Origin of the sequence: Undibacterium sp. FT79W (assembly GCF_014284215.1) — a bacterium.
In the GTDB taxonomy this organism is placed as follows: domain Bacteria; phylum Pseudomonadota; class Gammaproteobacteria; order Burkholderiales; family Burkholderiaceae_D; genus Undibacterium; species Undibacterium aquatile.
Map to the genome: position 1 here is coordinate 26,946 of NZ_JACOGB010000007.1, position 26,920 is coordinate 53,865.

Sequence of the window (26,920 nt, forward strand, 5' to 3'; positions counted from 1 at the left end):
ACTTATTTGGCGAGCGCTTTGAGAACCTTATCGGTTATATCAACGCGGGGATTATAAAAAACAGCGTCTTGTAAAACGATGTCGTATTTTTCAGTTTCAGCGATTTGCTTGACGACTTTGTAGGCACGATCAACTAAAGAGGCGATTTCCTCGTTCTTACGCTGATTCAGGTCTTCGTTAAAAATACGTTGTTTGCGTTTGAAGTCCTGATCCAGATCGGTCAGCTCACGTTGACGTTTGATTCTTTCGGACTCTGATAACACTGCAGAGTCTTTATCCAGCCTGTCCGCCATTGCCTTAATTTTCGTCGCCAGATCTTGCAGATCTTTACCGCGCTTGGAAAACTCTTGCTCTATCTTGGCTTCTGCCGCCTTAGCCGGTGCAGATTCACGTATCACCCGCTGCGAATCAAAAATGGCGACCCTGGAATCCTGCGCATGAACTTGAGCAACGCCGACGAAGCAAGCCGCACAAATCATCAAGCGTTGGAACAATTTGGACGGGGTAATATGTTGACTCAAAATAATCTCCGTAACACAAACTTATGTAAATCTAAATTAGAAACCTGTACCCATCTGGAACTGGAAGGCTTGTTTCTTATCATCAGGTTTCGCATTTAAAGCACGACCGAAACTCAGTTTCAAAGGACCCACCGGAGATATCCAGCTTATACCGATACCCGCACCGAAGCGCAAATCACTCGTGCGCATTTTTTGACCTTCATCAAATACCTGACCACCGTCGATGAATGTGAACCAACGCAGTGACTTATCCGCACCAGGGAATGGAATCTGTAATTCTACATTACCCAGCAAGCGGCTGGCACCACCAGTGGAGTTGTTACCTGCATCTCTGGTCCCCAAGGACGAAGGTTCATAACCGCGAACCGAACCAATACCGCCAGCATAGAAGTTTTTAAATACCGGATAAGGATTTCCACCCAAGCCGTGACCGTAGTCAAATTCACCATTCAGTGCCAGTGTCACAGAGCGATAAATTGGTTTGAAATACTGAGCGTTATAAATAGCACGATAATATTTAAAATTACCGATCGCAGCAACTTCCAGGTTGGCGCGCTGATAACGTCCGATGGTCGGTGTCAGTACGCTGTCGCGACTATCCCTCTGCCACGCAATCGTCAACGGGAAAGAATTCGTCGTCGCGGTTCCAACGCCATAGTCAAGGGCAGTCTGATCTTTGGTGCCATTTCCGTAATTAGCAACATATTTTTTATAGGTATTCGGACTGGTTGAGTCTGTTTCAACCTTCGTTCGCTCAAATCCCATGCCAAAAAATACGGTATCGACTTCAGAGAATGGAACACCAAAGCGTAAATTGCCGCCAGTAGTCTGAATTTTGTAGTAATAAGTACTGCCGATCAACGGATTCGTTGTTCTCATATACGCATCCACACTACGACTGATACCATCGTCGGTAAAGTATGGATCCAGATGCGAAACAGCTACGGTACGGTATTGTCGGCTGGTATTAATTTCCAAACCTATCGTGTCGCCGCTACCAAAAACGTTAGCCTGTTGAATTGCCCCGGACAATGTCAGTTTTTCTGCGCTGGAATAACCTGCACCGAATGTCAGATTGCCGGTTGGTTTTTCTGTCACAGACAAATTCACATCGACCTGATCGGCACTGGTTGCCACTTCCGGCGTTTCCAATTTCACGTCGCCAAAATAACCCAGGCGTTCAACGCGGTCACGTGAGGCTTTAATTTTCTCGCCGTCGTACCAGGAACTTTCAAACTGACGGAATTCACGGCGAATAACTTCGTCACGTGTCCGCGTATTACCGGCAAGGTTAATGCGACGAACATAGACACGTTTGCCGCCATCAACAAAAACGGTGAAGGCAACTTCTTTCTTTTCCTTGTCCAGAATCGGGTTTGCATTCACATTCGCAAACGCATAACCGAAGTTACCCATACGTTCAGAAATCCGTTTGGTGCTTTCTGTCAGGCGAGCCGCATTATAAATATCACCCTTTTTGAGTAACATCAGCGAAGCGAGTTCGTCTTCACGACCGAACATATCGCCTTCGAGCTTGATATTGGAAACAGTATATTTATCACCTTCGGTCAGATTGATCGTGATGTAAATATCTTTTTTATCGGGAGTAATCGAAATCTGCGTCGAGAGGATCTGCATTTCCAGATAGCCGCGATTCTGATAGAACGAACGTAAGGTTTCAATATCGCCGGATAATTTTTGTTTGGAGTACTGATCGGCTTTGGTGTACCACGAGAACCATGTCGGCGTATTTAATGCCATCAGGTCTCTTAATTCGCCATCTGAAAACGCTTTATTGCCTATGATTTTAATTTGCGCAATCTTGGCAATCTCGCCTTCATCTACCGCGAAAGTTACTTTGACACGATTTCGTTCGATTGGCGTAATCGTAGTCGTAATTTGCATACCGTATAAGCCTTTCGACAAATACTGACGCTTCAATTCTTGCTCTGCACGGTCAACGGTTGCTTTATCAAAAATCCGCGTTTCTCCGATGCCGATATCTTTCAATGCTTTTACCAGAGCATCTTTTTCAAATTCTTTTGTGCCTGTGAATTCAACGCCTGCAATAGTTGGGCGCTCATCAAGCAAAACTACCAACACGCCGTCTTGCTCTTCGATTTGAATATCTTTAAAAAAACCAGTCGCATATAAAGATTTGATCGCAGTCGTGCTTTTAGCGTCATCAAACACTTCACCGACTTTGACTGGCAGATAGCTGAATACCGTACCTGCCTCTGTTCTTTGCAAACCCTCAACGCGAATATCTTTTACTGTGAAAGGTTGTATCGCGAATGCGCTGCCGGAACATACAGCGAGCGCGGCCAGAGCCATAGAATGAAGACGAAATTTTGGCAAAGTGAAATGCTCGATATGTAATTTCATTGGGTATAAAGTTCTTTCAATACTCTCAATATGGCGTTCAGAATTGAGTTTTTTATCATCAAGCTGACTATTATGACATTAGTCGGGCTATATCATTAAAAAATGCAACTGCCATGATTGCCATCAGCAATGCTACTCCGGCACGTTGTGCAATTTCAGTAAAGCGTTCAGACACTGGCTTGCCCGTCAAAACTTCCAGCGAATAATACAACAAATGGCCGCCGTCTAGCACAGGAATAGGCAGCAAATTCATGACTCCGAGGCTGATGCTGATGAGCGCCATAAAGCTGAGATAACTGATCAGGCCGACTCTTGATGTCTGGCCCGCATAATCAGCAATAGTCAGCGGACCGGTAATGTTTTTCAAAGAAACCTCACCGACGATCATTTTCCACAGCATTTTAATGCTGACGATGCTGGTATCCCAGGTTTTTTGTACACTCTTTCCTATCGATGCGATCAGGCCTGTCTGCACGACCGTCATTTCTGGTGCCAGCATCATCTGAATTTTCAAGCGTCCGATTTTTGTTCCATTTACCTCTTCTGTAACCGGCGTCGCTACCACGTCAATCTCATCACTGTTACGCTTAATGTGCAGAGTCAGGCGCTGCCCGGCAGAAGCATTGACCTTTTCCGTGAACGCCAGGCCATCAAGCACAGGCTCACCGTTAATGCTCAATATCAGGTCGCCTTTTTTCAGTCCGGCGAGACTGGCCGGACCGTCTGGCAGGATGTCACCGAGTATTGCAGGCGGGCGGGCCAGCGAGAATCCGAGTTGCGACATAAAGTCGCCCTCAAGATCCTGACTGTTCGGCTGCTTCAGCGGCAATTCAACGACACGCCTGATTTGCTGATCCGGCTGATCACCGGAGACACGAACAACAGAAATTTCAGCATTATTTTTTTCCAGTGCGCGCTGCATTAATTCCCAATGCACTTCACTCCAACTCTGTATCGTTTTTCCGTTGATGTCTGAGATCACGTCGCCGTGACGCAAACCAGATTGATAAGCAACTGAAGTGGCAGAAGGAACGCGGATTTTTGCGACTGGCTCAGGTATTCCGTAAACAAACAATGCCGAATACAAAAGGATCGCCAGAATAAAATTCGCCACTGGACCAGCCGCAACAATGGCGATACGCTTCCAGACGGATTGACGGCAAAATTCCCGTGGCAAGTCTGCAGGAGGAATTTCTGCTACGTCCTGCTCGCGAGCATCCAGCATCTTTACGTATCCGCCCAACGGGAGCAGCGATATCGCCCACTCAGTCTGATCTTTACCAAGTTTACGGGCGAAAATTACACGTCCCATACCAACAGAGAAACGCAATACTTTTACCCCGCACAAACGCGCAGCAATGTAGTGTCCCAGCTCATGTATCGTCACCAGTGTGCCGAGTGTGACGATAAATGCGAGAATAGTCTGAATCAATTTCATTGCATCACTATCGTATGGGCAACCGCACGCGCTTCTGCATCGACCGCCAGAATGCCATCAAGATCAGTCACTGGAGTGACAGCGATTTTATCCATGCATAGTGCAATCAATTGATCTATCGCGCGGAAACCGATTTTTCCGTCTAAAAATGCTTGGACAGCAATCTCGTTACTTGCGTTCAATATCGTTGGTGCAGAGCCACCTGTTTTCAGTGCCTGATACGCGAGCGACAAACAGGGGAAACGAGCGAAATCCGGCGCTTCAAAATTGAGCTTGGAGACTTTTACAAGATCTAACGGCGATACGCCAGAGGCAATGCGTTCAGGATATGCAAGTCCGTAGGCAATAGGAGTACGCATATCCGGGTTTCCCAGTTGCGCCAGCACAGAGCCGTCGTTGTAAGAGACCATGGAGTGAATAACGCTTTGTGGATGAATCACGACTTCGATCATATCGGCAGGCGCCGAAAACAGCCAGTGCGCTTCAATGACTTCCAGCCCTTTGTTCATCATGGTAGCTGAATCGATAGAGATTTTTCGCCCCATCACCCAGTTCGGATGCGCAATTGCCTGCTCTGGCGTGACATCCGTCAGCGTGGCAATATCGCGGTGCAAAAATGGCCCGCCTGACGCTGTTAACAGAATTTTACTGACGCCGTGCTGTTCAGCCTGACCATCATAATGCCGCGGTAAGCACTGAAATATCGCATTGTGTTCGCTATCAATCGGCAACAGAGCCGCTCCGCTTTTCTTGATCGCATCCATAAACAGGTTGCCGGACATTACCAGCGCCTCTTTATTTGCGAGCATGACTTTTTTACCTGCACGTGCCGCAGCCAGCGAAGCCGGTAAACCAGCCGCACCGACAATCGCCGCCATCACACTGTCGCACTCCGGAGACGAGGCCACCTCACACAAAGCTTCAGGCCCGTATTGAATTTGTATCTGACCTAATTTTTTTTCTGCGAGCAAATGCCGTAACGCATCTGCTGCACTGGCAGAACCGACAACAACAACTTGCGGCTGAAATTGCACACACTGGGCTGCGAGTTTTTCTATCTGCGTGTGCGCAGTCAATGCAAATACCTGATAGCAATCCGGGTGTCTGGCAATCACATCCAGAGTGGAAACGCCGATAGATCCCGTGGATCCTAAAATACAAACACGCTGTAAACTCATACTATTAACGCCATAAATCCAGAAGAACAGCCAGCGGCAACACGGGAATCAATGCATCAATTCTATCGAGCACGCCACCATGGCCAGGTAAGAGATTGCTGCTGTCTTTCATGCCAACCCGTCGTTTCAACATGGATTCAAATAAATCGCCGATGACACTTGCAGCGCAAAGTAAACTCATCACACCCAAAAAAACCAACCAGCCTTTACGCAGAAAAATCTGTACCGCGAATGTGTCTTGTAGTGCCGGAATATAGACAGAGCCAGCAGCCAGTAACAGCACCGCCACGCCACCGCCAATAGCGCCCTCCCAGGATTTTCCGGGAGAAATAGAGGGTGCCAGCTTATGTTTCCCAAATGCTTTTCCTGAAAAATACGCTCCAATATCCGCGACCCAGACTATCGCCATGACGGAGAGCAGATAAAGTGGCGACACTTTGAATAACACGGCAATCGCGATAAAACATCCAAAAATAACGATGCCGTACAACGTACTCAGGATTCCATTTGAAAACCCGAATTCAGGCGGCAAGCCCTTGGCCAGCAACGGCACCAGTCGTAACAACCAGAAGGCAACACACAAGGCAAATAATAATGGCGTAGAAAAGCTATCGAGATGAAATAAGAGATAAGCAAAGAAGGCAGCCCATCCTGCAGCCATCAGCAAAGGCAGTGGTTTTTTAAATAAACGCTGACACTCCCAGATCGCCGCACCAAAGAAGGCGACCACAATCACCGAAAAAGCGAGGAAATTCCCTGAATACAAAACCGGCAACAAAATGGCCAGCAAAATCAACGCGGTAATAACGCGGTTTTTTAACATCAATGACTCTCTGTCTGATTATGTTGTGCTGCACTGAACTCAAAAAATGGGCGATCAATCGCTGACTGCCTCTGCGGGCAGAGTATAAACGGTTTTATCCGGCATACTCACAATTGCCCTCGCCGCAATACCTGACTCATAAAGACCGAATAATTGAGAAATAACACCCTCAGGTGAGCATAAAAAAAACTACCGCCAACTCCGATCACAACAAAGAAAGGAGTCAGAAGTAGTTTTACTTACAGCTTATTCAAAATCTGAGCCAAAAAAACCAGTAAATGTGACTTAGTGAATAGCTTAAACCGTCAACACTTCTTTTTCTTTTTCTGCCAATAATTTATCGACTTCAGCGACAAATTTGTCTGTCAGCTTTTGAATATCATCTTGTGCGCGACGCTCATCATCTTCAGAACATTCTTTTTCCTTGAGCATTTTTTTCAACGATTCATTGGCATCGCGACGGATATTGCGAATAGCAATTTTTGCGCCTTCGCCTTCAGTCTTCACCAGCTTGACCATTTCTTTACGACGTTCTTCTGTCAATGGTGGCGTTGGCACACGGATCATATCGCCCTGACTCGATGGATTCAGACCAAGATCAGAATCGCGAATCGCCTTTTCTATCGTGCTCAGCATTTTCTTTTCCCACGGCTGAACACCGATCGTGCGCGCATCAATCAGCGTTACGTTAGCAACCTGAGTGATATTTGTCGGGGAACCATAGTAATCAACCATCACGTGATCCAGAATGCCTGTATGTGCACGGCCTGTACGAACTTTCGACAAGTCCGCTTTCAGAGTCTCAATCGACTTCTGCATTCTCTGGTCACTATTTTTTTTAACGTCTGCTACACTCATACTGCCCTCCTGTACATCAATTCTCAGTCTTTAAAAAGCAAAAGACCCTTATCAAAATTAAACCAGTCAATCAAAAACGCTGCATTATACGTGGACAAGTGTGCCTTCGTCTTCACCCATAATGACATTCTTTAACGCACCAGGCTTAACAATAGAGAATACTTTAATTGGCAATTTCTGATCGCGGCAAAGTGCAAATGCGGTTGCATCCATCACCTGCAAATGGCGTGAGATGGCCTCGTCAAATGAAATAGTGGAAAAACGTGTCGCAGTCGGATCTTTTTTCGGATCTGCAGTATAAACACCATCCACCTTCGTCGCCTTCAAAACGATTTCAGCGCCGATTTCAGACCCGCGTAAGGCAGCAGCGGTATCGGTAGTAAAGAATGGATTGCCAGTACCTGCCGCAAACACAATTACCTTACCCTCTTCCAGATATTGCAATGCTTTCGGGCGAACATAAGGTTCAACCACCTGATCAATTGCGATCGCAGACATGACGCGCGCAGTCACCCCCGCCTGGCGCATCGCATCCGCTAACGCCAAGGCATTCATCACTGTCGCGAGCATCCCCATATAATCGGCGGTGGCACGATCCATGCCCTGTGCACCTGGAGCAACGCCACGGAATATGTTGCCGCCACCGATTACGATAGCAAGCTCGACACCTAAGCGGGATATTTCTGCAACATCCGCCACCATACGTTCAATCGTGGCACGGTTAATGCCAAATGAATCATCGCCCATGAGGGCTTCGCCAGAGAGCTTCAAGAGCACGCGCTTGTAAGCAGGTTTTGTCATGATAGGACTCCTTCTGGAAAGTTAAGAAATTAAATTAATACAAGCAATCATTTGGTTTGCTCACATTTGAAGTGACATCCAAACCAAATAATTCTGAAACTACTTTTCTGAGCTTAAAAAAACGGGCCTTTCGGCCCGTTTTTTTATTACGCCTGATTACGCTTGTTTTGCCGCAGCTACTTGAGCTGCCACTTCTGCCGCGAAATCATCGACTTTTTTCTCGATGCCTTCACCAACAACAAACATCGTAAATGCTTTCACATTCGCACCAACTGATTTCAGCATTTGCTCCACAGTTTGTTTGTCATTTTTAACAAAAGGTTGATTAAACAAAGAAACTTCTTTCAGGAATTTCTGTACAGAACCTTCTACCATTTTTTCAACGATATCCGCTGGCTTGCCAGATTCCGCTGCTTTCTGAGAAGCAACTGAACGTTCTTTTTCGATCAATTCCGCAGGCACTTGTTCTGTCGACAAAGCAACTGGTTTCATCGCAGCGATATGCATTGCTACGTCTTTACCAACTTGTTCATCAGCACCTTCAAATTCAACAACAACACCGATACGTGTGCCGTGCAGATAAGAAGTCAGTTTAGCTGGTGTCTCAAAACGCGCAAAACGACGGAAGGACATGTTTTCACCGATCTTACCAACCAGTGCCGCACGAACTTCTTCTACTGTCTTGCCATCGAGTGGCAGTGCGCCCAAAGCAGCTACGTCAGCTGGATTGTGCTCAGCAATCAATTTAGCGCAAGTGTTAGCCAATGCAATGAAGTCATCATTTTTTGTAACGAAGTCTGTTTCGCAGTTAACTTCGATCAAAGCACCGACATTACCGGAAATATAAGAAGCAACTACACCTTCCGCAGTAACGCGGGAAGAGGCTTTAGATGCTTTGCTACCCAGTTTTACACGCAGAATCTCTTCTGCACGGTCCATATCACCATCAGCTTCTGTCAAAGCTTTTTTGCATTCCATCATTGGCGCATCTGTCTTTGCGCGCAAAGCACCAACCATCGCTGCTGTAATCGCTGCCATGTCATTCTCCTAAATCGGTAGTGCTATTCAGCACTGATCATCAAATTTTGTTTTAAAAAAAGGGGCGAACGACTGTTGCCCCATTTTTCGCGTTCCGGGTATAAATCGCCCGAAACTCTCTATCTGAACAAAAATTACGCTTGTTCTACTTCCACAAACTCGTCAGAACCTGGCTTTACTGCTTCCAGAACTTCATTCACTGCGTTTGCACGGCCTTCCAGGATTGCATCAGCAACACCGCGGGCATACAGAGCAATTGCCTTGGATGAGTCATCATTACCAGGAATGATGTAAGCAACACCTTCAGGAGAGTGGTTAGTATCGACCACACCGATAACAGGGATGCCGAGTTTAGCTGCTTCAGTAATTGCACCTTTATGGTAGCCAACGTCAACCACGAAAATTGCATCTGGAACGCCGCCCATATCCTTGATACCGCCGATAGATTTTTGCAGCTTGATCATTTCACGATCAAACATCAGCGCTTCTTTTTTGGACAACTTCTCTACGGAACCATCTTCAACAGCAGCTTCCATTTCTTTCAGGCGCTTGATTGATGTTTTTACTGTTTTGAAGTTAGTCAGCATACCGCCCAGCCAACGTTGATCAACGTAAGGCATACCTGCACGTTGCGCTTCTGCCGCGATGATTTCGCGAGATTGGCGTTTTGTACCAACCAGCAGAATTGTGCCGCGATTTGCAGACAATTGACGGATATGCTTCATCGCTTCCTGGTACAAAGCCAGTGTTTTTTCCAGGTTAACGATATGAATTTTGTTGCGGTGACCGAAGATGTACGGTGCCATTTTTGGATTCCAAAAACGTGTTTGGTGACCAAAGTGCACGCCAGCTTCCAGCATTTCACGCATTGTTACAGACATAATAAACTCCAGGGTTAGGTCTTGAATCCAGCCAGTGATCTCTCTGCCTGAGCAGAAAAGACACCCTTTTCGACCGGATTCGATTGATAAGAATATGAATTAACCTATAAGAAATTTGCATTCATTTACAAGCTAACCATCTATTCTACTATGAAATTGCGATTCTCCTCAAGTATGAAGTTGACTTCACTGCGACAGGTGCACTTTTCACGTCTATAATTATTGATTACCTGCTGATAGCACTTATTTATCGCACTTTCTCACGCAGCGATGCATTCTTTTTCATTCAATTCAATATCGCTGCTCTACTACGAAACAATATGGAATCCATTTCAATTAAAACCGCGGAAGATATCGCCGGTATGCGTATCGCCGGAAAACTGGCATCAGAAGTCCTTGATTACATTACCCCATTCGTTCAGGTTGGCGTAACAACCGGTGAACTTGATCGTCTTTGTCACGAATATATGGTGAATGTACAAGGCACGATTCCGGCTCCGCTGAACTATTGCCCTCCTGGTTACACGCCCTACCCGAAAGCAATCTGCACTTCTGTCAATGACGTGATCTGTCACGGTATTCCTGGCGATAAAGTCTTAAAAAGCGGCGATTCCGTCAACCTTGATATTACCGTCATTAAAGATGGCTACCACGGTGACACCAGTCGTATGTTTTTGCTTGGTGAACCATCTATTTTAAGCAAGCGCCTGAACCAGATCACTTATGAATGCATGTGGCTGGGCATTTCAAAAATCAAACCTGGCGCTTATCTGGGTGATATTGGACATGTGATTCAGCAGCATGCTGAAAAAGCCGGTTACAGCGTGGTCCGTGAGTTTTGTGGACATGGCATCGGTAAAGTTTTCCACGAAGCGCCTCAGGTCATGCATTACGGCAAACCCGGCACGATGGAAAAACTGGAAGCGGGCATGATTTTCACTGTAGAACCGATGATTAATGCCGGTCGACGTGAGATTCGCGCCATGGGTGACGGCTGGACTATCCGCACCAAAGACCGCAGCTTGTCTGCACAATGGGAACATACTGTGCTCGTCACCGAAACAGGTTATGAAATCTTGACGTTGTCGGCTGGCTACCCACCAATTCCTGACTACATTCAACTCGTTTAAACGTACAAGGCGACCCGGAATAATGCTTTCACCAGCACTTGCATTCAAAGAAGAAATCAAGTCAGCACAAGCGTCAGCAATACTGGCGTTTAATGACAATCACAAAGCTGAACAGTTACTGAAGGGTTTATGCCGCAGTGTGGATCATGTGCTGGAAAAGATCTGGAAACATTTCGACATACCCAAGGAATGTTCACTGGTCGCCGTCGGTGGTTATGGTCGCGGCGAGCTTTTTCCTTATTCTGACGTAGATGTTCTGATCTTACTGGACAAAGCGCCGACACCAGAAACGCAAAGCAAACTTGAGTGTCTGGTGCAGTTGTTCTGGGATATCGGGCTTGATATCGGGCACAGCATACGTACAGTAGAAGAATGCCTGCAGGAGTCGGCAGCAGATATTACTGTGCAGACCAGCATGCTTGAGGCGCGTCTGGTCTGCGGCAGTCGCAGCCTGTTCCGTAAACTGCAACAATGCTACGCAGAGGCAATGAATCCGCAAAAATTTTTCCAGGAAAAACTGCTGGAGCTCCGGCAGCGGCATGTCAAATACGAAGACACGCCATACAGTCTGGAGCCGAATTGCAAGGAAAGCCCGGGTGGCCTGCGCGACTTACAAGTCATCCTCTGGGTTGCCAGGGCAGCCAATCTCGGCAATTCCTGGCGTGAACTGGCGCAGCGCGGTCTGATTACGGATACCGAAGCGCATCAACTCAAACGTAATGAACGTGCCTTTAAAGACATACGCGCACGCCTGCACATCGCTGCGGGGCGCCGTGAAGACCGGCTCGTGTTTGATATACAGACACCGATTGCAGAATCATTCGGATTCAAAACGACGGAATCGCGACGTGCCAGCGAATATCTGATGCAGCGGTATTACTGGGCCGCCAAAGCAGTCACCCAGCTAAATCTGATACTACTGCAGAATATCGAAGCCGTTTTGTTTCCTCAGCCCTCGGTGCCACGTCCCATCAATGAGCGCTTCAATGAGGTCAATGGCTTCATCGATATTGCCTCTGACGACACGTTCCAAAGCAATCCGTCAGCGTTACTGGAAATTTTTCTCGTAATGGCGCGCCATAGTGAACTGAAAGGTATGACAGCGCGAACAACACGCGCGTTATGGCATGCACGCTTGCTGATTGATGCCGAATTCAGGCACAACATCTTCAACCGCTCACTCTTTTTACAAATATTGCAGGCGCCACAGGGCATCACGCATGCTTTGCGGCGCATGAATCAGATGAGCATACTCGGCCGTTATCTGCCCAATTTCCGGCGGATTATCGGACAGATGCAACATGATCTGTTTCATGCCTACACCGTCGATCAGCATATCCTGATGGTCGTGCGCAATCTGCGCCGCTACACGATGCCCGAGCATGCCCATGAATATCCATTCTGCAGCCAGTTGATCGCCAATTTCGATCAGCCTTGGGTGCTATATATCGCAGCGCTGTTCCATGACATCGCCAAAGGTCGCGGCGGCGACCATTCCGTGCTTGGAATGGCTGACGCTAAGAAATTTTGTTACGACCACGGCCTGAATCGTGCGAATACGGAACTGGTGATTTTCCTTGTACAGAATCATCTGACCATGTCGCAAGTCGCGCAAAAGCAGGACTTATCCGATCCGGATGTCGTGCTGAATTTCGCCAAATTAGTAAAAGACGAACGTCATCTGACCGCCCTGTATTTGCTGACCGTATCTGATATCCGTGGCACCAGCCCGAAAGTATGGAACGGCTGGAAAGCCAAGCTGCTGGAAGATCTGTATCGTATGACCTTACGCGTTCTTGGCGGTGAAGCTCCATCGAAAGACAGCGTATTAAAAAATCGTCAGAACGATGCACTGAAAGCCTTGCGTCTGGTTGGCATTCCGCCGGACGCACATGAAAAACTCTGGCAACAACTGGATGTCGGCTATTTCCTGCGCCATGACGCATCTGACATTGCATGGCAAACCAGAGTACTGTACGACAGAATTGATAGCAGCACGCCAGTAGTGAAATGCCGTTTATCAACGATAGGCGAAGGCCTTCAGGTCACCGTCTATGTCAAAGATCAGCCGGATTTGTTCGCTCGGATTTGCAATTATTTTGACAGCAAAAATTTCGATATTCTCGACGCCAAAATTCATACCTGTAAAAACGGTTACGCACTCGACACCTTCATGGTCAGCGAGCCTAGCTTTGCGCATCAGTATCGCGACATCATTAATCTGATCGAACACGAACTGAGTGAATCGCTGGCGCAGCAAACGCCATTATCGCCGCCGAATCGCGGGCGGTTATCGCGCATGTCGCGCAACTTCCCTATCGTTCCGACGGTGGATTTACGGCCGGATGAAAAAGGTCAGTACTATTTATTGTCGATCTCTGCGAATGACAAAAACGGTTTGCTGTATTCGATTGCCGAGGTACTGACGAAATACAAAATCAATCTGCACACCGCGAAAATCATGACGCTGGGCGAACGGGTTGAAGACGTGTTTATCGTTGATGGCGCTGCGCTGCAAGGCGCTCGTACCCAGATTCAGTTTGAAACTGATCTGTTGGACGCATTACGGGTGTAAACTCGCATCCTTTTTCCATCCGGACCTGCATTTCCGGATTCACTGCCTGATATTTCACCATGACAGAATTAGTAAGACTCTCAAAACGCATGTCCGAACTCGGATTGTGCTCCCGCCGCGAAGCGGATGAATGGATCGCCCGCGGCTGGGTGCGCGTCGATGGCCAGGTCATCTCCGAACTCGGCAGTAAAGTATTGCCGCATCAAAAAGTAACGGTTGAACGCCAAGCGGCGGCTGAGCAATCCAAGCGCGTGACCGTTCTGATCAATAAGCCAGTGGGCTACGTCAGTGGTCAGGCAGAAGATGGCTACACACCAGCGATTGCGCTGATCAAACCGGAAAACCGCTGGTCAGAATGCAAGGTTGATACGGCATTTCATCCTACCCAATTGCGCAGTCTGGTACCTGCCGGGCGTCTCGATATTGATTCCGTTGGCTTATTGGTGCTGACGCAGGATGGCAGGATTGCCAAACAGCTGATCGGTGAAAATACAGTCGTCGAAAAAGAATATCTGGTGCGGGTTGCTTATTCCAAACCGGGCAGATTGCCCGATGCAGATCTGCGCCGACTGAATCACGGCCTGATGCTCGATGGTAAAAAATTGCTGCCTGCCAAAGTCAGTTGGCAAAATGAAGATCAGTTGCACTTCATTTTGCGTGAAGGGAAAAAACGTCAGATTCGCCGTATGTGCGACATGGTGGGCTTGCGCGTTCTGGGTTTAAAACGGGTGCGTATCGGCAAAGTCAGGCTGGGCAATTTACCCGAAGGGCAATGGCGCTATCTGCGTGAAGACGAACAATTCTGATCGTTCAAAAATACGATATGACATGACTGAAGTATATACTCCCCCCTGTTTTTATCATTTTGCACCTCATGTCCTTGAATAATAAGGGCTGTAAATAATACTCCGGGGGAGTATATTCAGCCCCCCTACAAAGCCGGATACAGGATTAGTCGTCGTCTGCCGGGTCCAGTTCCGGAAATAATACTTCAGTAAAACCGAATTGCGTCATATCGCGGATGCGCATCGGATACAAAATACCGTTCAGATGATCGCATTCATGCTGCACGACGCGCGCATGAAAACCATCGACGTCACGACAGATAGGCTTGCCGAACTGATCGACACCTTCATATCGCAAAGACGACCAACGCGGCACCAGCCCGCGCATTCCGGGTACCGACAAGCAACCTTCCCAGGCCTCATCGGTTTCATCACTGAGTGGCGTCAGCACGGGATTGAGCAAGACTGTTTCCGGCACAACGGGTGCATCGGGATAGCGCGGATTCGATTTAAAGCCAAAAATAACCAACTGCAGATTCACACCGATCTGTGGCGCAGCCAAACCTGCACCATTGGCAGCAGCCATGGTCTCAAATATTTCACTGATCAACTGATGTAGTTCCGGCGTATCGAATTCAGTGACTGGCTCTGCGACGCGCAACAAACGCGGATCGCCCATTTTCAAAATCGGATGGATCATATTTTTTCCTTACTTCAGATTGATAGCTATCGCGACAGCCAAGATACATCAATTTAAAAAAGACGCAAAAAAAAAGACCAGATCGTACTGATCTGGTCATGCCACAGCCATAACTCTGATTACTTGATCGATTTTAAGAATTCACTGAATTCTGCGCTGGTTTCTTTATGTTTCAAACCCAGTGCGACGCTGGCTTTGAGGTAACCCAGTTTAGAACCGCAGTCATAACGTGTTGCTGCCGGGCGGAATGCATAGACAGGGTAATCTTTCAGCATCGCCGCAATACCATCGGTCAGTTGAATCTCACCGCCAGATCCTTTGCCCAGATTTTCGAGGTAAGAGAAAATACGTCCTGACAGAATATAGCGTCCAACCACTGCCAGGGTGGAAGGCGCGACATCCGGCATTGGTTTCTCAATAATTCCCTGCATACGCTCTAGTCTGTCTTTGTATGGCGTACCACTGACGATACCGTACTGACGGGTGAATTCGCGCGGCACATCCTGAACCGCAATAATACTGCCGCCTTCAGCCTCATATTGCTTCGTCATCTGCGCCATGACTGATGGCTGCCCCACATCGGCATCCATCAGATCATCGGCCAGCAGAACGGCAAAAGGATCATCACCAATCACAGGACGGGCACACAGCACCGCGTGACCAAGTCCAAGCGCGGCAGGTTGACGGATATAAATACAATTGACGCTTTTCGGAATCACATTGCGTACGAGATCAAGCAAAGCCTCTTTGCCTGCGGCCTCAAGCTCGCTCTCGAGTTCGTAGGCTTTATCAAAATGATCTTCAATCGCGCGCTTGTTCCGGCCGGTGATGAACACCATTTCTGTAATTCCCGCTTCCACTGCTTCTTCGACCGCATACTGGATCAGCGGCTTATCGACGATAGGCAGCATTTCCTTTGGTTGCGCTTTAGTCGCCGGTAAAAAACGGCTGCCCAAACCGGCAACAGGAAAAACGGCTTTTTTAATTTTTCTCATTTCAGCTCCTGGAACATAATTGAAGTAAATCTGCTTCTGTCAAAACAGCGACATCTAATTCTCTTGCCTTCACTAACTTACTGCCTGCCTCTTCACCAGCCACAACATAACTGGTCTTTTTCGACACTGATCCTGCCACCTTGCCACCTGCCGCTTCAATCATGGCGGTCGCCTGATCGCGCGTTAATGTCGGTAAGGTTCCAGTGAGGACAAATGTTTTTCCGGAAAATACGCCCTCATCTTCTGCAGCCTGCGGCAACTGCAGCAACAATTCCTGCGCTATTTTTTCCAGTTTTTGCAAGCGCTGCCGGTTCTCGGGAAGTGCCAGCCATTGCATCAGCGCCGCATGCACATCCGACGGCAAACCAAGATCAGTAAAACCGTCATCCCCCAATGCTGCCAGATTCTTCATCGACATGCCGCGATCTTGCAATTGTTTACATCGGGTTGCCGTCAGTTTCGGGATATCCAACGCTGCCAGCAACACTGCAAATTCGAGGCGCTCACGTAATTTTGCACTGGGAGCATGTTCGTCTTTTGGTACAACATCCGCCTGCAAAAGAGCGTCCAGCGCCTGCTGATTTTTAGGTTCTGCAAAAAAATCAGCGATTGCATCAGCGACGGTTGCGCCGATATCCGGTAAGACACGTAATAACGCTGCCGGAGCGTGGCGTATCAAAGCAAGTTGCCCCAACCAGTCAGCCAGCGTTTTCGCTGTCGATTCGCCGACATGCCGGATGCCAAGTGCAAACAATAAGCGATCTAAAGACGGCTGCTTGCTGGCCGCAATTGCGGTAAGTAAGTTTTCCGCCCATTTAGTGGCGATTTTTCCTTGCTGAACAGTTTCAGGCGTGATGCCGTCGCGTTCATCTGCCCGTTGTTTCATTTCCAGCAGATTATCCAGCGTCAGCTGGTACAAATCGGCAATGCCATGCACATAGCCGAGTTCAACCAGATTCTCGATATAACGCTCACCCAGACCTTCAACATCCATCATCCTGCGACCAGCGAAGTGACGAATAGCCTCTTTACGTTGCGCCGAACAAAACAAACCGCCGGAGCAGCGCGCGATTGCTTCCCCCTCTTCCCTGACCACATGGGAACCGCATACGGGACAAGATTTGGTCATTTCAAATGCGGCCGGCGCAGGCTCAGGACGACGCTCCAACACGACAGCAACCACTTCCGGAATCACGTCGCCGGCACGTCGTACGATCACAGTGTCACCGCTCCGCACATCCTTGCGCCTGACCTCATCTTCATTGTGTAAGGTGGCGTTGGTGATTGTGACACCGCCGACAAATACCGGTGCCAGCCTTGCGACTGGCGTCAAGGCGCCAGTACGACCGACCTGAATATCAATTCCCTGCACCACGGTCATTGCTTCTTCAGCTGGAAACTTATGCGCCAGCGCAAAGCGCGGGGCACGTGACACGAAGCCCAATTCCGTCTGCTGGGCAAAATCGTTCACTTTATAAACGACGCCGTCAATTTCATAAGCCAGCGCAGGACGCTTCTGTTGTATCTCACGATAAAAATCGAGCAAACCAGAGGCACCGCTCACCAACGCATTGTCATCACAGACAGGAATGCCAAGATCGTGGTACCACGCCAGCAGCGCGCGATGCGACGCGGGTAACTCAACCCCGTCAAGCGCACCAATGCCATAAGCAAAAAAACGTAAATTACGCTGCGCAGTGATTTTGGAATCAAGTTGCCGCAAACTGCCAGCGGCCGCATTACGTGGATTGGCAAATTCTTTAGCCCCTGCATCACGCTGGCGCTGATTCAATTTTTCGAAGTCGCGTTTAAACATCAGAACTTCACCACGCACGTCCAGCAATGCTGGCGGGTGCGGCGTATTCAGCCGTAGCGGTATGCTGCGTATGGTGCGGATATTTTCCGTCACATCTTCGCCGGTAAAACCATCGCCACGCGTTGCAGCCTGCGTGAAAACGCCATCAACATAGCGCAGATTAATGGCTAGACCATCAAACTTCAGATCAATCGCATACTCAATCTCAGTACTGACGTTTAATCCTTCGCGAACGCGCTTATCAAACCCAAGCACGTCTTCATCTTCAAAGCCATTGTTCAGCGACAGCATAGGGACTGCGTGCTGCACCTGGCCGAATTCCGGTAAGGCATGACCACCGACACGCAAGGTCGGCGAGTCGGCTGTTCTTAAGTCAGGGAAATCCGTTTCAATTTTTTGTAGTTCAGCGAATAATTTATCGTATTCGCTATCAGGAATAGTCGGCTGATCCTGCACATAATAGGCATGACTGTGGCGCTCAATTTCACGACGCAAGTAAGCAGATCGCTCAGCCACCGTCGCGAAGGATGGTTCAGTTGGCGCTCCAAATAAATCATTTTGCATGAAACAGAACTGCCAGCTTAACTGAATAAACGTTGCGCGCGTACTGAACCGGCAGGAATCTGCGCCTCTGCCATCGCTGCATAGAATTCATTGACCTGTCCAGCGATTTCATCCAGGGCTGCTTTTGAAATCGGCTGATTCCCATCATCCACGACCGTGCCACCAAGGCGGGTCGCCAATGAACGGGCGCACGCTGCCATCGCACCGAAACCATCGCGGGACGGCGCAACGCAAGGCACATCCAGCAACAAGGTCAGGCGCGATGTTAAGGCTTCGCTGACGCCGACATTGGTGGACAAGGTAAACAAGCTGCCGCCATCACCGTCCGGCATCATCAGGCGCCCGTCCGGACGCTGATCAAATCCCATTTTTTCCAAAGCAGCGATCAGCGTATTGAGTGCCCAAGCAGCGCCGGTGGCAGCCACATTGACACTCAATTGCGCATCATGTTCAGCCACGAACTGGTGTAATTCACGCGCATGAGAAATCACGGAATTCATGTCTGGAATATCAGGGTGGGCATTCAGGTTATCGGCAATCGCACGTAATTTCATGACGAACTCTGAATACTCCAGTTCATTCAACGCGCCGCTACGACTGACCATCTGTATGCCTGCGAACAAGGTAGTGTACGCACCGCCGATGGCGATTACGTCGCGCTCGCCGCTATGGGTCTGACCAATGAAATGCACTGGCTTTTTACCGACATACTTAAGGTCTGCAATTTCTGCCAGAATTTTTTCGCCACGGACAGGCGTGTCAAATTCAAGCGGAATCACGCAATCTATCAGTTCATCAACCGGCAATTCTTTTTCGACAGAAACTGTTTTCGCATCCTCATTGACTTCTGCAGCTAGTTCCGACTCAACACTGTCTGTCAATACCGGTTCTGCCGGGCGAGTAACAGGGATGTTTTCATCAGCAAAAACAGGTTCATGTCTTTGCGTGACGTCTGCAGGCAGATCAGGATTGAGCAGTACGTCATCCTGCCCGTCATCGAACGCATTTTCGACGGTTTTCTTGGCTTTGTATTCCTGCCATTTATTAAAGGCGACCACACCAACGACCAAAGTACCGCTGATAGCTAATAAACTTAATTGTAGATCTGTCATGCTGCTTGAGCCTCAGTAGCAAAATTGACGGCGGACTCCATATCCACCGCCACAATTCGGGAAACCCCCTGTTCCTGCATGGTGACACCAATCAGTTGCTGTGCCATTTCCATTGCAATCTTATTGTGGGAGATAAATAAAAACTGGGTATTGGACGACATGCGTTTCACCATATTACAGAAACGCTCAGTGTTTGAATCATCTAAAGGCGCATCCACCTCATCCAGCAGGCAGAATGGTGCCGGATTGAGCTGGAACATAGAAAATACCAGCGCGGTCGCGGTCAACGCTTTTTCGCCGCCAGACAGCAGATGTATCGTCGCATTCTTTTTACCCGGCGGCTGCGCCATCACCTGTACACCGGAATCCAGAATTTCGTCGCCGGTCATGATCAGTTTCGCCTGACCACCACCGAATAAAATCGGGAACAGCTCAGCAAAGTGATGATTGACCTTATCAAAGGTATCTTGCAGCAATTCACGCGTTTCAATATCAATCTTTTGGATTGCATCTTGCAAAGTGGTAATTGCCTCGGTCAGATCGGCGTGCTGTGCATCGAGGAATGTTTTGCGCTCTTTCGCCTGCACCAGCTCATCCAGTGCCGCCATATTCACTGCGCCCAATGCGGCAATCGCATTATTCAGACGCGTCACCTCACCTTGCAAATAAGAAGGTTTCAGATCTGCATGCAGTTTCTCTGACAATGCGGCTTCATCGACTTCAAAATTGCGCAATTGTTCGTCGTATTGTTCTTGCGCGAGGCGCGCTGCCTGCTCTTTCAACTGCAATTCGACGATGCGGTCGCGCTGTGGCTGCAAGCCGCGTTCTGTCTGCGCTTTATTGTCTTCATACTGGCGTAATTGCTGCGTCAGCTGATCCAGCTCATGCCGAGCATCCGCCAGTGCACGCTCCTGATCGCTGCGACGATCCAGCAAATCCTGCAAACCCGCCTGCGCAGTCTGGTCATCCATCGATTCCAGCTCCAGCTGACCTTGCTGCATGCTGGCAAATAATTGTGCAGATTGCTCCAGCGCTGTCGCAATATTGCGACGCATTTCTTCCATTTTACTGCGGTGCGATTTTTCAGCGAAAGCAGCTTCCTGCGCCGCCAGTTCTAGATCACGCAAACGCTGGCGCGCCTGATTCAACTGCTGTTCTTTTTCCAGATACGCCGTCTGCCCTTCTTCATGCGACTCCTGCAACTCGGCCAGCTCCATATCGAGCATTTCAAACTTCTGCTCAGACTCGGCTCTGGCCTGTTGTTGCTCGCTTTCCTGCGCGGCGATTTCGGCCAGATCAGTGCTGATCTGTGTGCTGCGCTGATTAAAGCGCTCCTGCACTTCAGCCAGTTTCATGTATTCAATCTGCAGACTATGCGTCGTTTGCGTCAGTGTGCCAACGCGCTGACGTAATTCCTGCAACTGCTGCGTCGCCTGGCTATACACAGATTCAGCGCGAACCGAGCGCGCTTTCGCTTCATCTGCGAGCAATTGTCTGGCGCGGCATTGCTTACTGATATTGTCGATTTCCTGCTGACGCCCGAGCACGCCGTCCTGCTCGGAATCCGAGGCATAAAAACGCACGCTGGAGCGGGAAATCACATGGCCTTGCTTAGTAATAAAGGACGCGCCCGGCGGCAACTTCACACGATCAATAAAGGCAGACGCGACGTCTTCAGCGACGTAAACCTGATGTAGCCAGTCCTGCATCAGACTGCGGATACCGGCATCGTTCAACTGCAACAAGCCGATGAAAGGTTTTAAACCAGGAGCCGCCAACGGCTGATCCGCCAAGATCTGCGGACTGTACACTGCCAGTTTTGCTGGCGGCGCATCATTAAAAAATGCTTTTGCCCAATCAAGATTGGACATCTCCAGCGAGGCGGTACGCTCACGCAAGACAGATTCCAGCGCCGTTTCCCAGCCGGCTTCAATATGCAGCTTTTGCCATAGCTTAGGCAAGCGTCCAAGTTCGTGTTTTTCCAGCCAGGGCTGAACTTTCCCTTGTGTCTGCACTTTTTCCTGCAACTGCTTTAATGCCAGCAGGCGTGCTTCAAGTTGCGCTAATTCAGCGGCATCCTGATTCACCTGCTGCTGCGCCTGTTTGCGTTCGTCTTCCAGCACAGGCAAACGTTCCTGTGCTTCTTCGAGTTGCATACTCAACTCTTCCAGCATTTGTTTTTTTTCTTCCAGCTGGAAAGACAAATTATCCAGATGACTGGAGTCTGGCATCGCCAGCCCCTGTTTTTCCTGCATCAGGCGCTCTTTACGCGACGCCAGCGTATTCAGAATATTCGAAGCATTACGCTGATGCGCGGATTCGAGTTCAATCTGCTGCTGCATCTGCATAATCCGGGCACGGGATTCGGTCGTTTTCAGTTGCGATTCACGCCACACCTGCTCCATCGCAGGCAAAGTATCTTGTTGGGATTGCGCTGTTTCCGATGCCTGCTCTGCGCGCATCGCCAGTTCTTCGACCTGAATTTCGGCTTCTGAAAGCTCGTCTTGCAGTTGATGACTCTGACGTTGCCACTGATCACGCTGGGCAGTCAGTGAATGCAGCTGCGATTGCAGACGACTACGCGATTCAATCACGAACTTGATCTGCGCCTCAAGGCTGCCGATTTCAGCATTCGTCTGATACAGATGCCCCTGCGCCTGATGCATGTGATCGCCGACCGCATAATGCGCCTGACGCATTTGCTCGAGTTCTAGCTCTACGTGACGCAACTTAGCTGTTTGTTCTTCCAGATCGAGCTGAGTTTTTTCTATTTCAGCAAAATATTTCTTTTGTTCATTGGCGGCTTCATTCTTGCGCAGCAACCATAATAATTTCTGTTTTTCTTCCTGATCCGATTGCAGCTCGTGAAACTTATTCGCAATCACTGCCTGCGCTTCCAGTTTTTCCAGATTATTGTTCAGCTCACGCAAAATGTCTTCGACGCGCACCAGATTTTCATGCGTATCGTGAATGCGGTTTTCGGTTTCGCGGCGACGCTCTTTGTAGCGTGAAACCCCGGCGGCTTCTTCGAGGAAAATACGTAATTCTTCCGGGCGCGCTTCGATGATCCGCGAAATCATACCCTGACCGATGATCGCGTAGGCGCGCGGCCCCAGGCCGGTACCGAGGAAAATATCCTGAATATCGCGGCGGCGAACCGGCTGACCATTGATGTAATAAGTGGAAGTACCGTCCCGGGTCAGTGTGCGCTTAACGGCGATTTCACCATACTGACTCCATTGCCCCGCTGCTTTGCCCAGACTGTTATCAAACACCAATTCGACTGAGGCACGACCAGCAGGCTTTCTGTGGGTGGAACCGTTAAAAATAACGTCCTGCATGGATTCACCGCGCAACTCTGATGCTTTTGATTCGCCCAGCACCCAGCGCACCGCGTCGATGATGTTCGATTTGCCGCAGCCGTTTGGCCCGACAACACCGACCAACTGACCTGGCACCTGAAAATGAGTGGGTTCAACGAAAGATTTGAATCCCGACAATTTAATAGAAGTTAATCGCACTTAATGAAATATTATTATCGTTTGCAGACAAACCCGTCACTGCTCTCAGACACCTTACAAGGCACCACCACCAAGCCTTGCCAGTACCTGACTATCAGCCCAGCATCATACCATTTGATCTGCGGAATTTTCATGCCTGAAGTTTAAGAAATCGCTAACTTTAACTTTATTTTGTGAGAATTTTTACAAATTAGCGTGATGAAATATCCTCAAAGCCTGCCTCTGAAGAATCTGGCAAAGGCTATAATACGAAATTCTGTCAATTCAGTATCAGGCAAACGTATGCTGGTCATGATATTGCGCAATAAACCCGGTGAAAGCAAATATTGCCTCAAAATATTACTTCACCAAGGCAGCGACCTGAGACTTTTCCGTATTGATAACGAATCTAAAAATGCACTTTCATCCTCACCTCGCCAAGTTACAACCGTATCCTTTTGAGAAACTCAAACGCCTGTTTGCTGATGTCACACCCAATCCCACTTACACGCCCATCAGCCTTGGTATAGGTGAACCGAAACACCCTACGCCTGAATTCATTAAACAGGCACTGATTGCCAATATGGCCGGGCTGGCAAGTTATCCGGCAACGACTGGTTCTGATGCGTTGCGTAAGTCGATTTCAGAATGGGCGGCGCGCCGCTACGCGATTCCGGCGCTCAATCCGGCAACGCAGATTTTGCCGGTGAACGGATCACGTGAAGCCTTGTTTTCGCTGACGCAAACGATCATCAATACTGAAGAATGTCAGGACGGGCTGCCACTGGTATTGTGTCCGAATCCTTTTTATCAGATTTATGAAGGTGCAGCCTATTTATCCGGCGCGGAGCCGTATTTTGCGAATGCGGATCCGCAACGCAATTTTGCCCCGGATTACAAAAGCATTCCGGAAGACATCTGGAAACGTGTGCAGTTATTGTTTATCTGTTCGCCGGGTAATCCTACGGGTGCCGTGCTGAATCTGGACGACTGGAAAGAATTATTTGAGCTATCAGATCGCTATGGTTTTGTGATTGCGGCTGACGAATGTTATTCCGAGATTTACTTCAAGGACGAAGCACCTTTAGGTAGCTTGCAGGCGGCGCAGCTATTGGGACGCCCTGATTACCAACGACTGATCACTCTGTCGAGTTTATCGAAACGCTCTAACGTACCTGGTATGCGCTCCGGCTTTGTTGCTGGCGATGCGGAAATTATTAAAAAATTCCTGCTGTATCGCACCTATCACGGCAGTGCAATGAGCCCGATGATACAAGCCGCATCGGTGGAAGCATGGAATGATGAAACCCATGTGGAAGAAAACCGCGCCAAGTACGTCAAAAAGTTTGCCCAGATCACACCTCTGTTGCAAGAGGTTCTAGATGTGCAATTACCCGATGCCGCCTTTTATTTATGGGCCAAAGTTGATCACCTGAAAGGTATCAGCGACACCGAATTCGCACGACGCTTATACCAACAATATAATGTGACGGTCTTACCCGGCAGTTATCTCGCCCGCGAAGCGCATGGCATCAATCCGGGACAAAACCGCATACGCATGGCGCTGGTTGCTGAAGTCGGCGAATGCCTTGAAGCAGCGCAGCGCATCGTCGCGTTTTGCAAAGAACTGAGTAACGAATAATACTGAATACAGCAGACACACAAATTCAGGCACATTTAAAAATACTTTTACATTCATTCATTTCTTTAAAAGAAGATCACCATGACACAACAATTACAGCAAATCATCGATCAGGCATGGGAAAACCGCGCTGACTTTTCACCGAAATCTGCGCCTGCAGAAATCCGCGAAGCTGTTGCGCACGTACTGAGCGAACTGGATGCCGGCAGCCTGCGCGTTGCGCAAAAAATCGATGGTCAATGGCATGTCAATCAATGGGTAAAAAAAGCGGTATTACTGTCGTTCCGACTGGAAGACAATATCTGCATGCCATCCGGCGATCACATGCAGTTCTTCGATAAAGTACCGACCAAGTTTGCGAATTACACAGCCGAAGATTTCGCTAAAGGCGGCTTCCGCGTCGTACCGCCAGCAGTTGCCCGCCGTGGCAGTTTCATTGCTAAAAACGTGGTGCTGATGCCTTCGTATGTGAATATCGGTGCGTATGTGGATGAAGGTGCGATGGTTGATACCTGGGCTACTGTTGGTTCCTGCGCACAGATCGGTAAGAACGTACATTTATCCGGCGGTGTCGGTATTGGCGGCGTATTGGAGCCTATGCAGGCAAATCCTACTATTATCGAAGACAACTGCTTCATCGGTGCACGCTCTGAAATCGTCGAAGGCGTGATCGTCGAAGAAAACTCCGTGATCTCCATGGGTGTGTATATCGGCCAGTCAACCAAGATTTACGATCGCGCCACTGGCGAGGTCAGCTATGGCCGCATTCCTTCCGGTTCTGTTGTTGTTTCCGGCAGCCTGCCGTCGGCGGATGGCAAATACAGTCTGTATTGCGCGGTGATCGTTAAACGCGTTGATGCACAAACACGCTCCAAAACCAGCATCAATGAATTATTGCGCGGCGCTTAATTCGTTGACGGACTGATTAATAAACAGGTTTGGGTCTTACCATTTATTGAAAGAAGAAATTAGCCGGGTCACGATGGTGGTCCGGCTAATTTACTCTCAGAAAAGGAATCATCATGGCGGCAATGGAACGTTTATTTCAGCTGATGAAAGAAAAACATGCTTCAGACATGTTTTTTGCCATCAATTCACCTGTGCATTTGAAGATTAATGGCAACCTGTTGCCGATTAATCAGCAAAAAATGGATCAGGCAAATATTCTGTCTTTGTTGGCAGAAGTTGTTTCCGCCGAACACCTCGCCACACTCGAACGTGAAAATGAGCTTAACATCGGTATCGGTGCACCAGGTATCGGTCGTTTCCGTCTTTCCGCGTTTCGCCAACGTGGTTCTTTTTCAGCTGTATTCCGTTTTGTGCCGGGAAATATTCCGGCGCTGAACACATTGAATTTGCCGCCTGTATTACCCGAATTGATCATGGAAAAACGCGGCCTGATCCTGGTTGTCGGTGCGACTGGCTCAGGTAAATCGACCACCATTGCCTCGATGCTGGATTACCGCAATGAAGTCAAAACAGGCCACATCCTGACCATCGAAGATCCGATTGAATACCTGTTTCACAGTAAAAAATCGATCGTCAATCAACGCGAAGTCGGCACCGATTCCGACAGCCTTGAAACGGCATTAAGAAATTCCTTACGTCAGGCACCGGATTGTATTTTGATTGGTGAGATTCGCGATCTGAATACCATGATGTCGGCGATTGCCTATGCGCAGTCCGGCCATCTGGTATTGGCGACCTTGCATGCAAACAATAGTTATCAGGCGCTGAACCGTATCATCAGTTTCTTCCCTATGGAAAACCGCTCAGCCTTATTGCTTGATCTGGCATCCTCTATCCGGGCGATTATTTCTCAACGCCTGATTCGTTCGACCGATGGCGGTCGCTGTCCCGCAATCGAAATCATGCTGAATACCCGTTATGTTTCCGAGCTGATCGAAAAAGGCGATATTTTCCAGATTAAAGAAGCGATAGAAAAGAGCTTGTCGCCAGGTTCGCAAACGTTTGAGCTGGCATTAATGAAACTGATTAAACAAGGTCTGATCAGCAAAGAAGAAGGATTGGCAAATGCAGACTCCGCCAATAACTTGTTGTGGCTGTTGAATAATGAAGCCTCAGGCACGCCTCAGCCGCAACCCGAGCCAGAGCCAGAAGAAAGAGAAGAAGCATCTTTCACTGAATTTACCCTGAACGCATAACGCTAAAAAGTAA

At 48.7% G+C, this 26,920-nt stretch carries 20 protein-coding genes; 6 read left to right on the forward strand and 14 right to left on the reverse strand.

Annotated elements, in window-relative coordinates; all coding sequences use genetic code 11:
* Positions 1–2: 2 nt before the first annotated feature.
* The 9 genes from H8K38_RS13385 to rpsB all read right to left on the reverse strand — a co-directional run bounded on the left by H8K38_RS13385 (position 3) and on the right by rpsB (position 9,923).
* A complete protein-coding gene (locus H8K38_RS13385) occupies positions 3–479 on the reverse strand; it encodes an OmpH family outer membrane protein (protein WP_186885618.1) in 477 nt (158 codons plus the stop codon).
* A gap of 78 nt (positions 480–557) precedes the next feature.
* Entirely contained in the window at positions 558–2,906 is a 2,349-nt protein-coding gene (bamA, locus tag H8K38_RS13390; RefSeq protein WP_186885342.1) for an outer membrane protein assembly factor BamA, read from the reverse strand.
* A 70-nt stretch (positions 2,907–2,976) separates the two neighbouring features.
* Positions 2,977–4,344 (reverse strand): RIP metalloprotease RseP, encoded by a 1,368-nt coding sequence (gene rseP, locus H8K38_RS13395; protein WP_186885343.1) that lies wholly within the window; start codon positions 4,342–4,344, stop codon positions 2,977–2,979.
* Positions 4,341–5,522 carry a 1-deoxy-D-xylulose-5-phosphate reductoisomerase gene (gene ispC / locus H8K38_RS13400; RefSeq protein WP_186885344.1) on the reverse strand — a complete coding sequence of 394 codons (1,182 nt, stop codon included), beginning with the start codon at positions 5,520–5,522 and terminating at the stop codon, positions 4,341–4,343. The genes rseP and ispC overlap by 4 nt, the downstream gene beginning before the upstream one ends.
* A gap of 4 nt (positions 5,523–5,526) precedes the next feature.
* The gene (locus tag H8K38_RS13405) at positions 5,527–6,345 is read right to left on the reverse strand and encodes a phosphatidate cytidylyltransferase (protein WP_186885345.1); all 819 of its coding nucleotides are present in this window, start codon (positions 6,343–6,345) and stop codon (positions 5,527–5,529) included.
* A 297-nt stretch (positions 6,346–6,642) separates the two neighbouring features.
* Entirely contained in the window at positions 6,643–7,203 is a 561-nt protein-coding gene (frr, locus tag H8K38_RS13410; protein ID WP_186885346.1) for a ribosome recycling factor, read from the reverse strand.
* A gap of 84 nt (positions 7,204–7,287) precedes the next feature.
* Positions 7,288–8,004 (reverse strand): UMP kinase, encoded by a 717-nt coding sequence (pyrH, locus tag H8K38_RS13415; protein WP_186885347.1) that lies wholly within the window; start codon positions 8,002–8,004, stop codon positions 7,288–7,290.
* Positions 8,005–8,160: 156 nt separating this feature from the next.
* Entirely contained in the window at positions 8,161–9,042 is an 882-nt protein-coding gene (gene tsf / locus H8K38_RS13420) for a translation elongation factor Ts (protein WP_186885348.1), read from the reverse strand.
* A gap of 134 nt (positions 9,043–9,176) precedes the next feature.
* Positions 9,177–9,923, reverse strand: a complete 747-nt coding sequence (gene rpsB / locus H8K38_RS13425) for a 30S ribosomal protein S2 (RefSeq protein WP_186885349.1) — start codon at positions 9,921–9,923, stop codon at positions 9,177–9,179.
* A 320-nt stretch (positions 9,924–10,243) separates the two neighbouring features.
* On the opposite strand from rpsB, the gene map reads away from it, so the two are divergent.
* From map to H8K38_RS13440, 3 genes are read left to right on the forward strand one after another with little or no spacing between them, the layout of a single operon-like run.
* Positions 10,244–11,053, forward strand: coding sequence for a type I methionyl aminopeptidase (gene map, locus H8K38_RS13430; protein WP_186885350.1), 810 nt, complete (start codon positions 10,244–10,246; stop codon positions 11,051–11,053).
* Between the two features lie 22 nt (positions 11,054–11,075).
* Positions 11,076–13,628, forward strand: coding sequence for a [protein-PII] uridylyltransferase (locus H8K38_RS13435; protein ID WP_186885351.1), 2,553 nt, complete (start codon positions 11,076–11,078; stop codon positions 13,626–13,628).
* Between the two features lie 59 nt (positions 13,629–13,687).
* Entirely contained in the window at positions 13,688–14,434 is a 747-nt protein-coding gene (locus H8K38_RS13440; protein WP_186885352.1) for a pseudouridine synthase, read from the forward strand.
* 145 nt (positions 14,435–14,579) lie between these two features.
* Here the strand turns inward: H8K38_RS13440 and def are convergent, their stop codons facing one another.
* The 5 genes from def to smc form a co-directional block, all read right to left on the reverse strand.
* Positions 14,580–15,113 carry a peptide deformylase gene (def, locus tag H8K38_RS13445; RefSeq protein WP_186885353.1) on the reverse strand — a complete coding sequence of 178 codons (534 nt, stop codon included), beginning with the start codon at positions 15,111–15,113 and terminating at the stop codon, positions 14,580–14,582.
* 119 nt (positions 15,114–15,232) lie between these two features.
* A complete protein-coding gene (gene galU, locus H8K38_RS13450) occupies positions 15,233–16,108 on the reverse strand; it encodes a UTP--glucose-1-phosphate uridylyltransferase GalU (RefSeq protein WP_186885354.1) in 876 nt (291 codons plus the stop codon).
* 1 nt (position 16,109) lies between these two features.
* Positions 16,110–18,488: an NAD-dependent DNA ligase LigA gene (gene ligA, locus H8K38_RS13455; RefSeq protein WP_186885355.1), complete on the reverse strand. Its 2,379-nt coding sequence runs from the start codon at positions 18,486–18,488 to the stop codon at positions 16,110–16,112.
* Between the two features lie 17 nt (positions 18,489–18,505).
* A complete protein-coding gene (locus tag H8K38_RS13460) occupies positions 18,506–19,600 on the reverse strand; it encodes a cell division protein ZipA C-terminal FtsZ-binding domain-containing protein (RefSeq protein ID WP_186885356.1) in 1,095 nt (364 codons plus the stop codon).
* Positions 19,597–23,121 (reverse strand): chromosome segregation protein SMC, encoded by a 3,525-nt coding sequence (gene smc, locus H8K38_RS13465; RefSeq protein WP_186885357.1) that lies wholly within the window; start codon positions 23,119–23,121, stop codon positions 19,597–19,599. Before smc ends, H8K38_RS13460 begins: the two co-directional genes overlap by 4 nt.
* Before the next feature lie 394 nt (positions 23,122–23,515).
* Here smc and dapC point away from each other — a divergent pair, with 394 nt between their 5' ends.
* From dapC to H8K38_RS13480, 3 genes are all read left to right on the forward strand, one after another.
* Positions 23,516–24,742 (forward strand): succinyldiaminopimelate transaminase, encoded by a 1,227-nt coding sequence (dapC, locus tag H8K38_RS13470; protein WP_186885358.1) that lies wholly within the window; start codon positions 23,516–23,518, stop codon positions 24,740–24,742.
* An 81-nt stretch (positions 24,743–24,823) separates the two neighbouring features.
* Entirely contained in the window at positions 24,824–25,651 is an 828-nt protein-coding gene (gene dapD, locus H8K38_RS13475) for a 2,3,4,5-tetrahydropyridine-2,6-dicarboxylate N-succinyltransferase (RefSeq protein WP_186885359.1), read from the forward strand.
* A gap of 113 nt (positions 25,652–25,764) precedes the next feature.
* Positions 25,765–26,907, forward strand: a complete 1,143-nt coding sequence (locus H8K38_RS13480) for a PilT/PilU family type 4a pilus ATPase (RefSeq protein WP_223826872.1) — start codon at positions 25,765–25,767, stop codon at positions 26,905–26,907.
* Positions 26,908–26,920 lie beyond the last annotated feature (13 nt).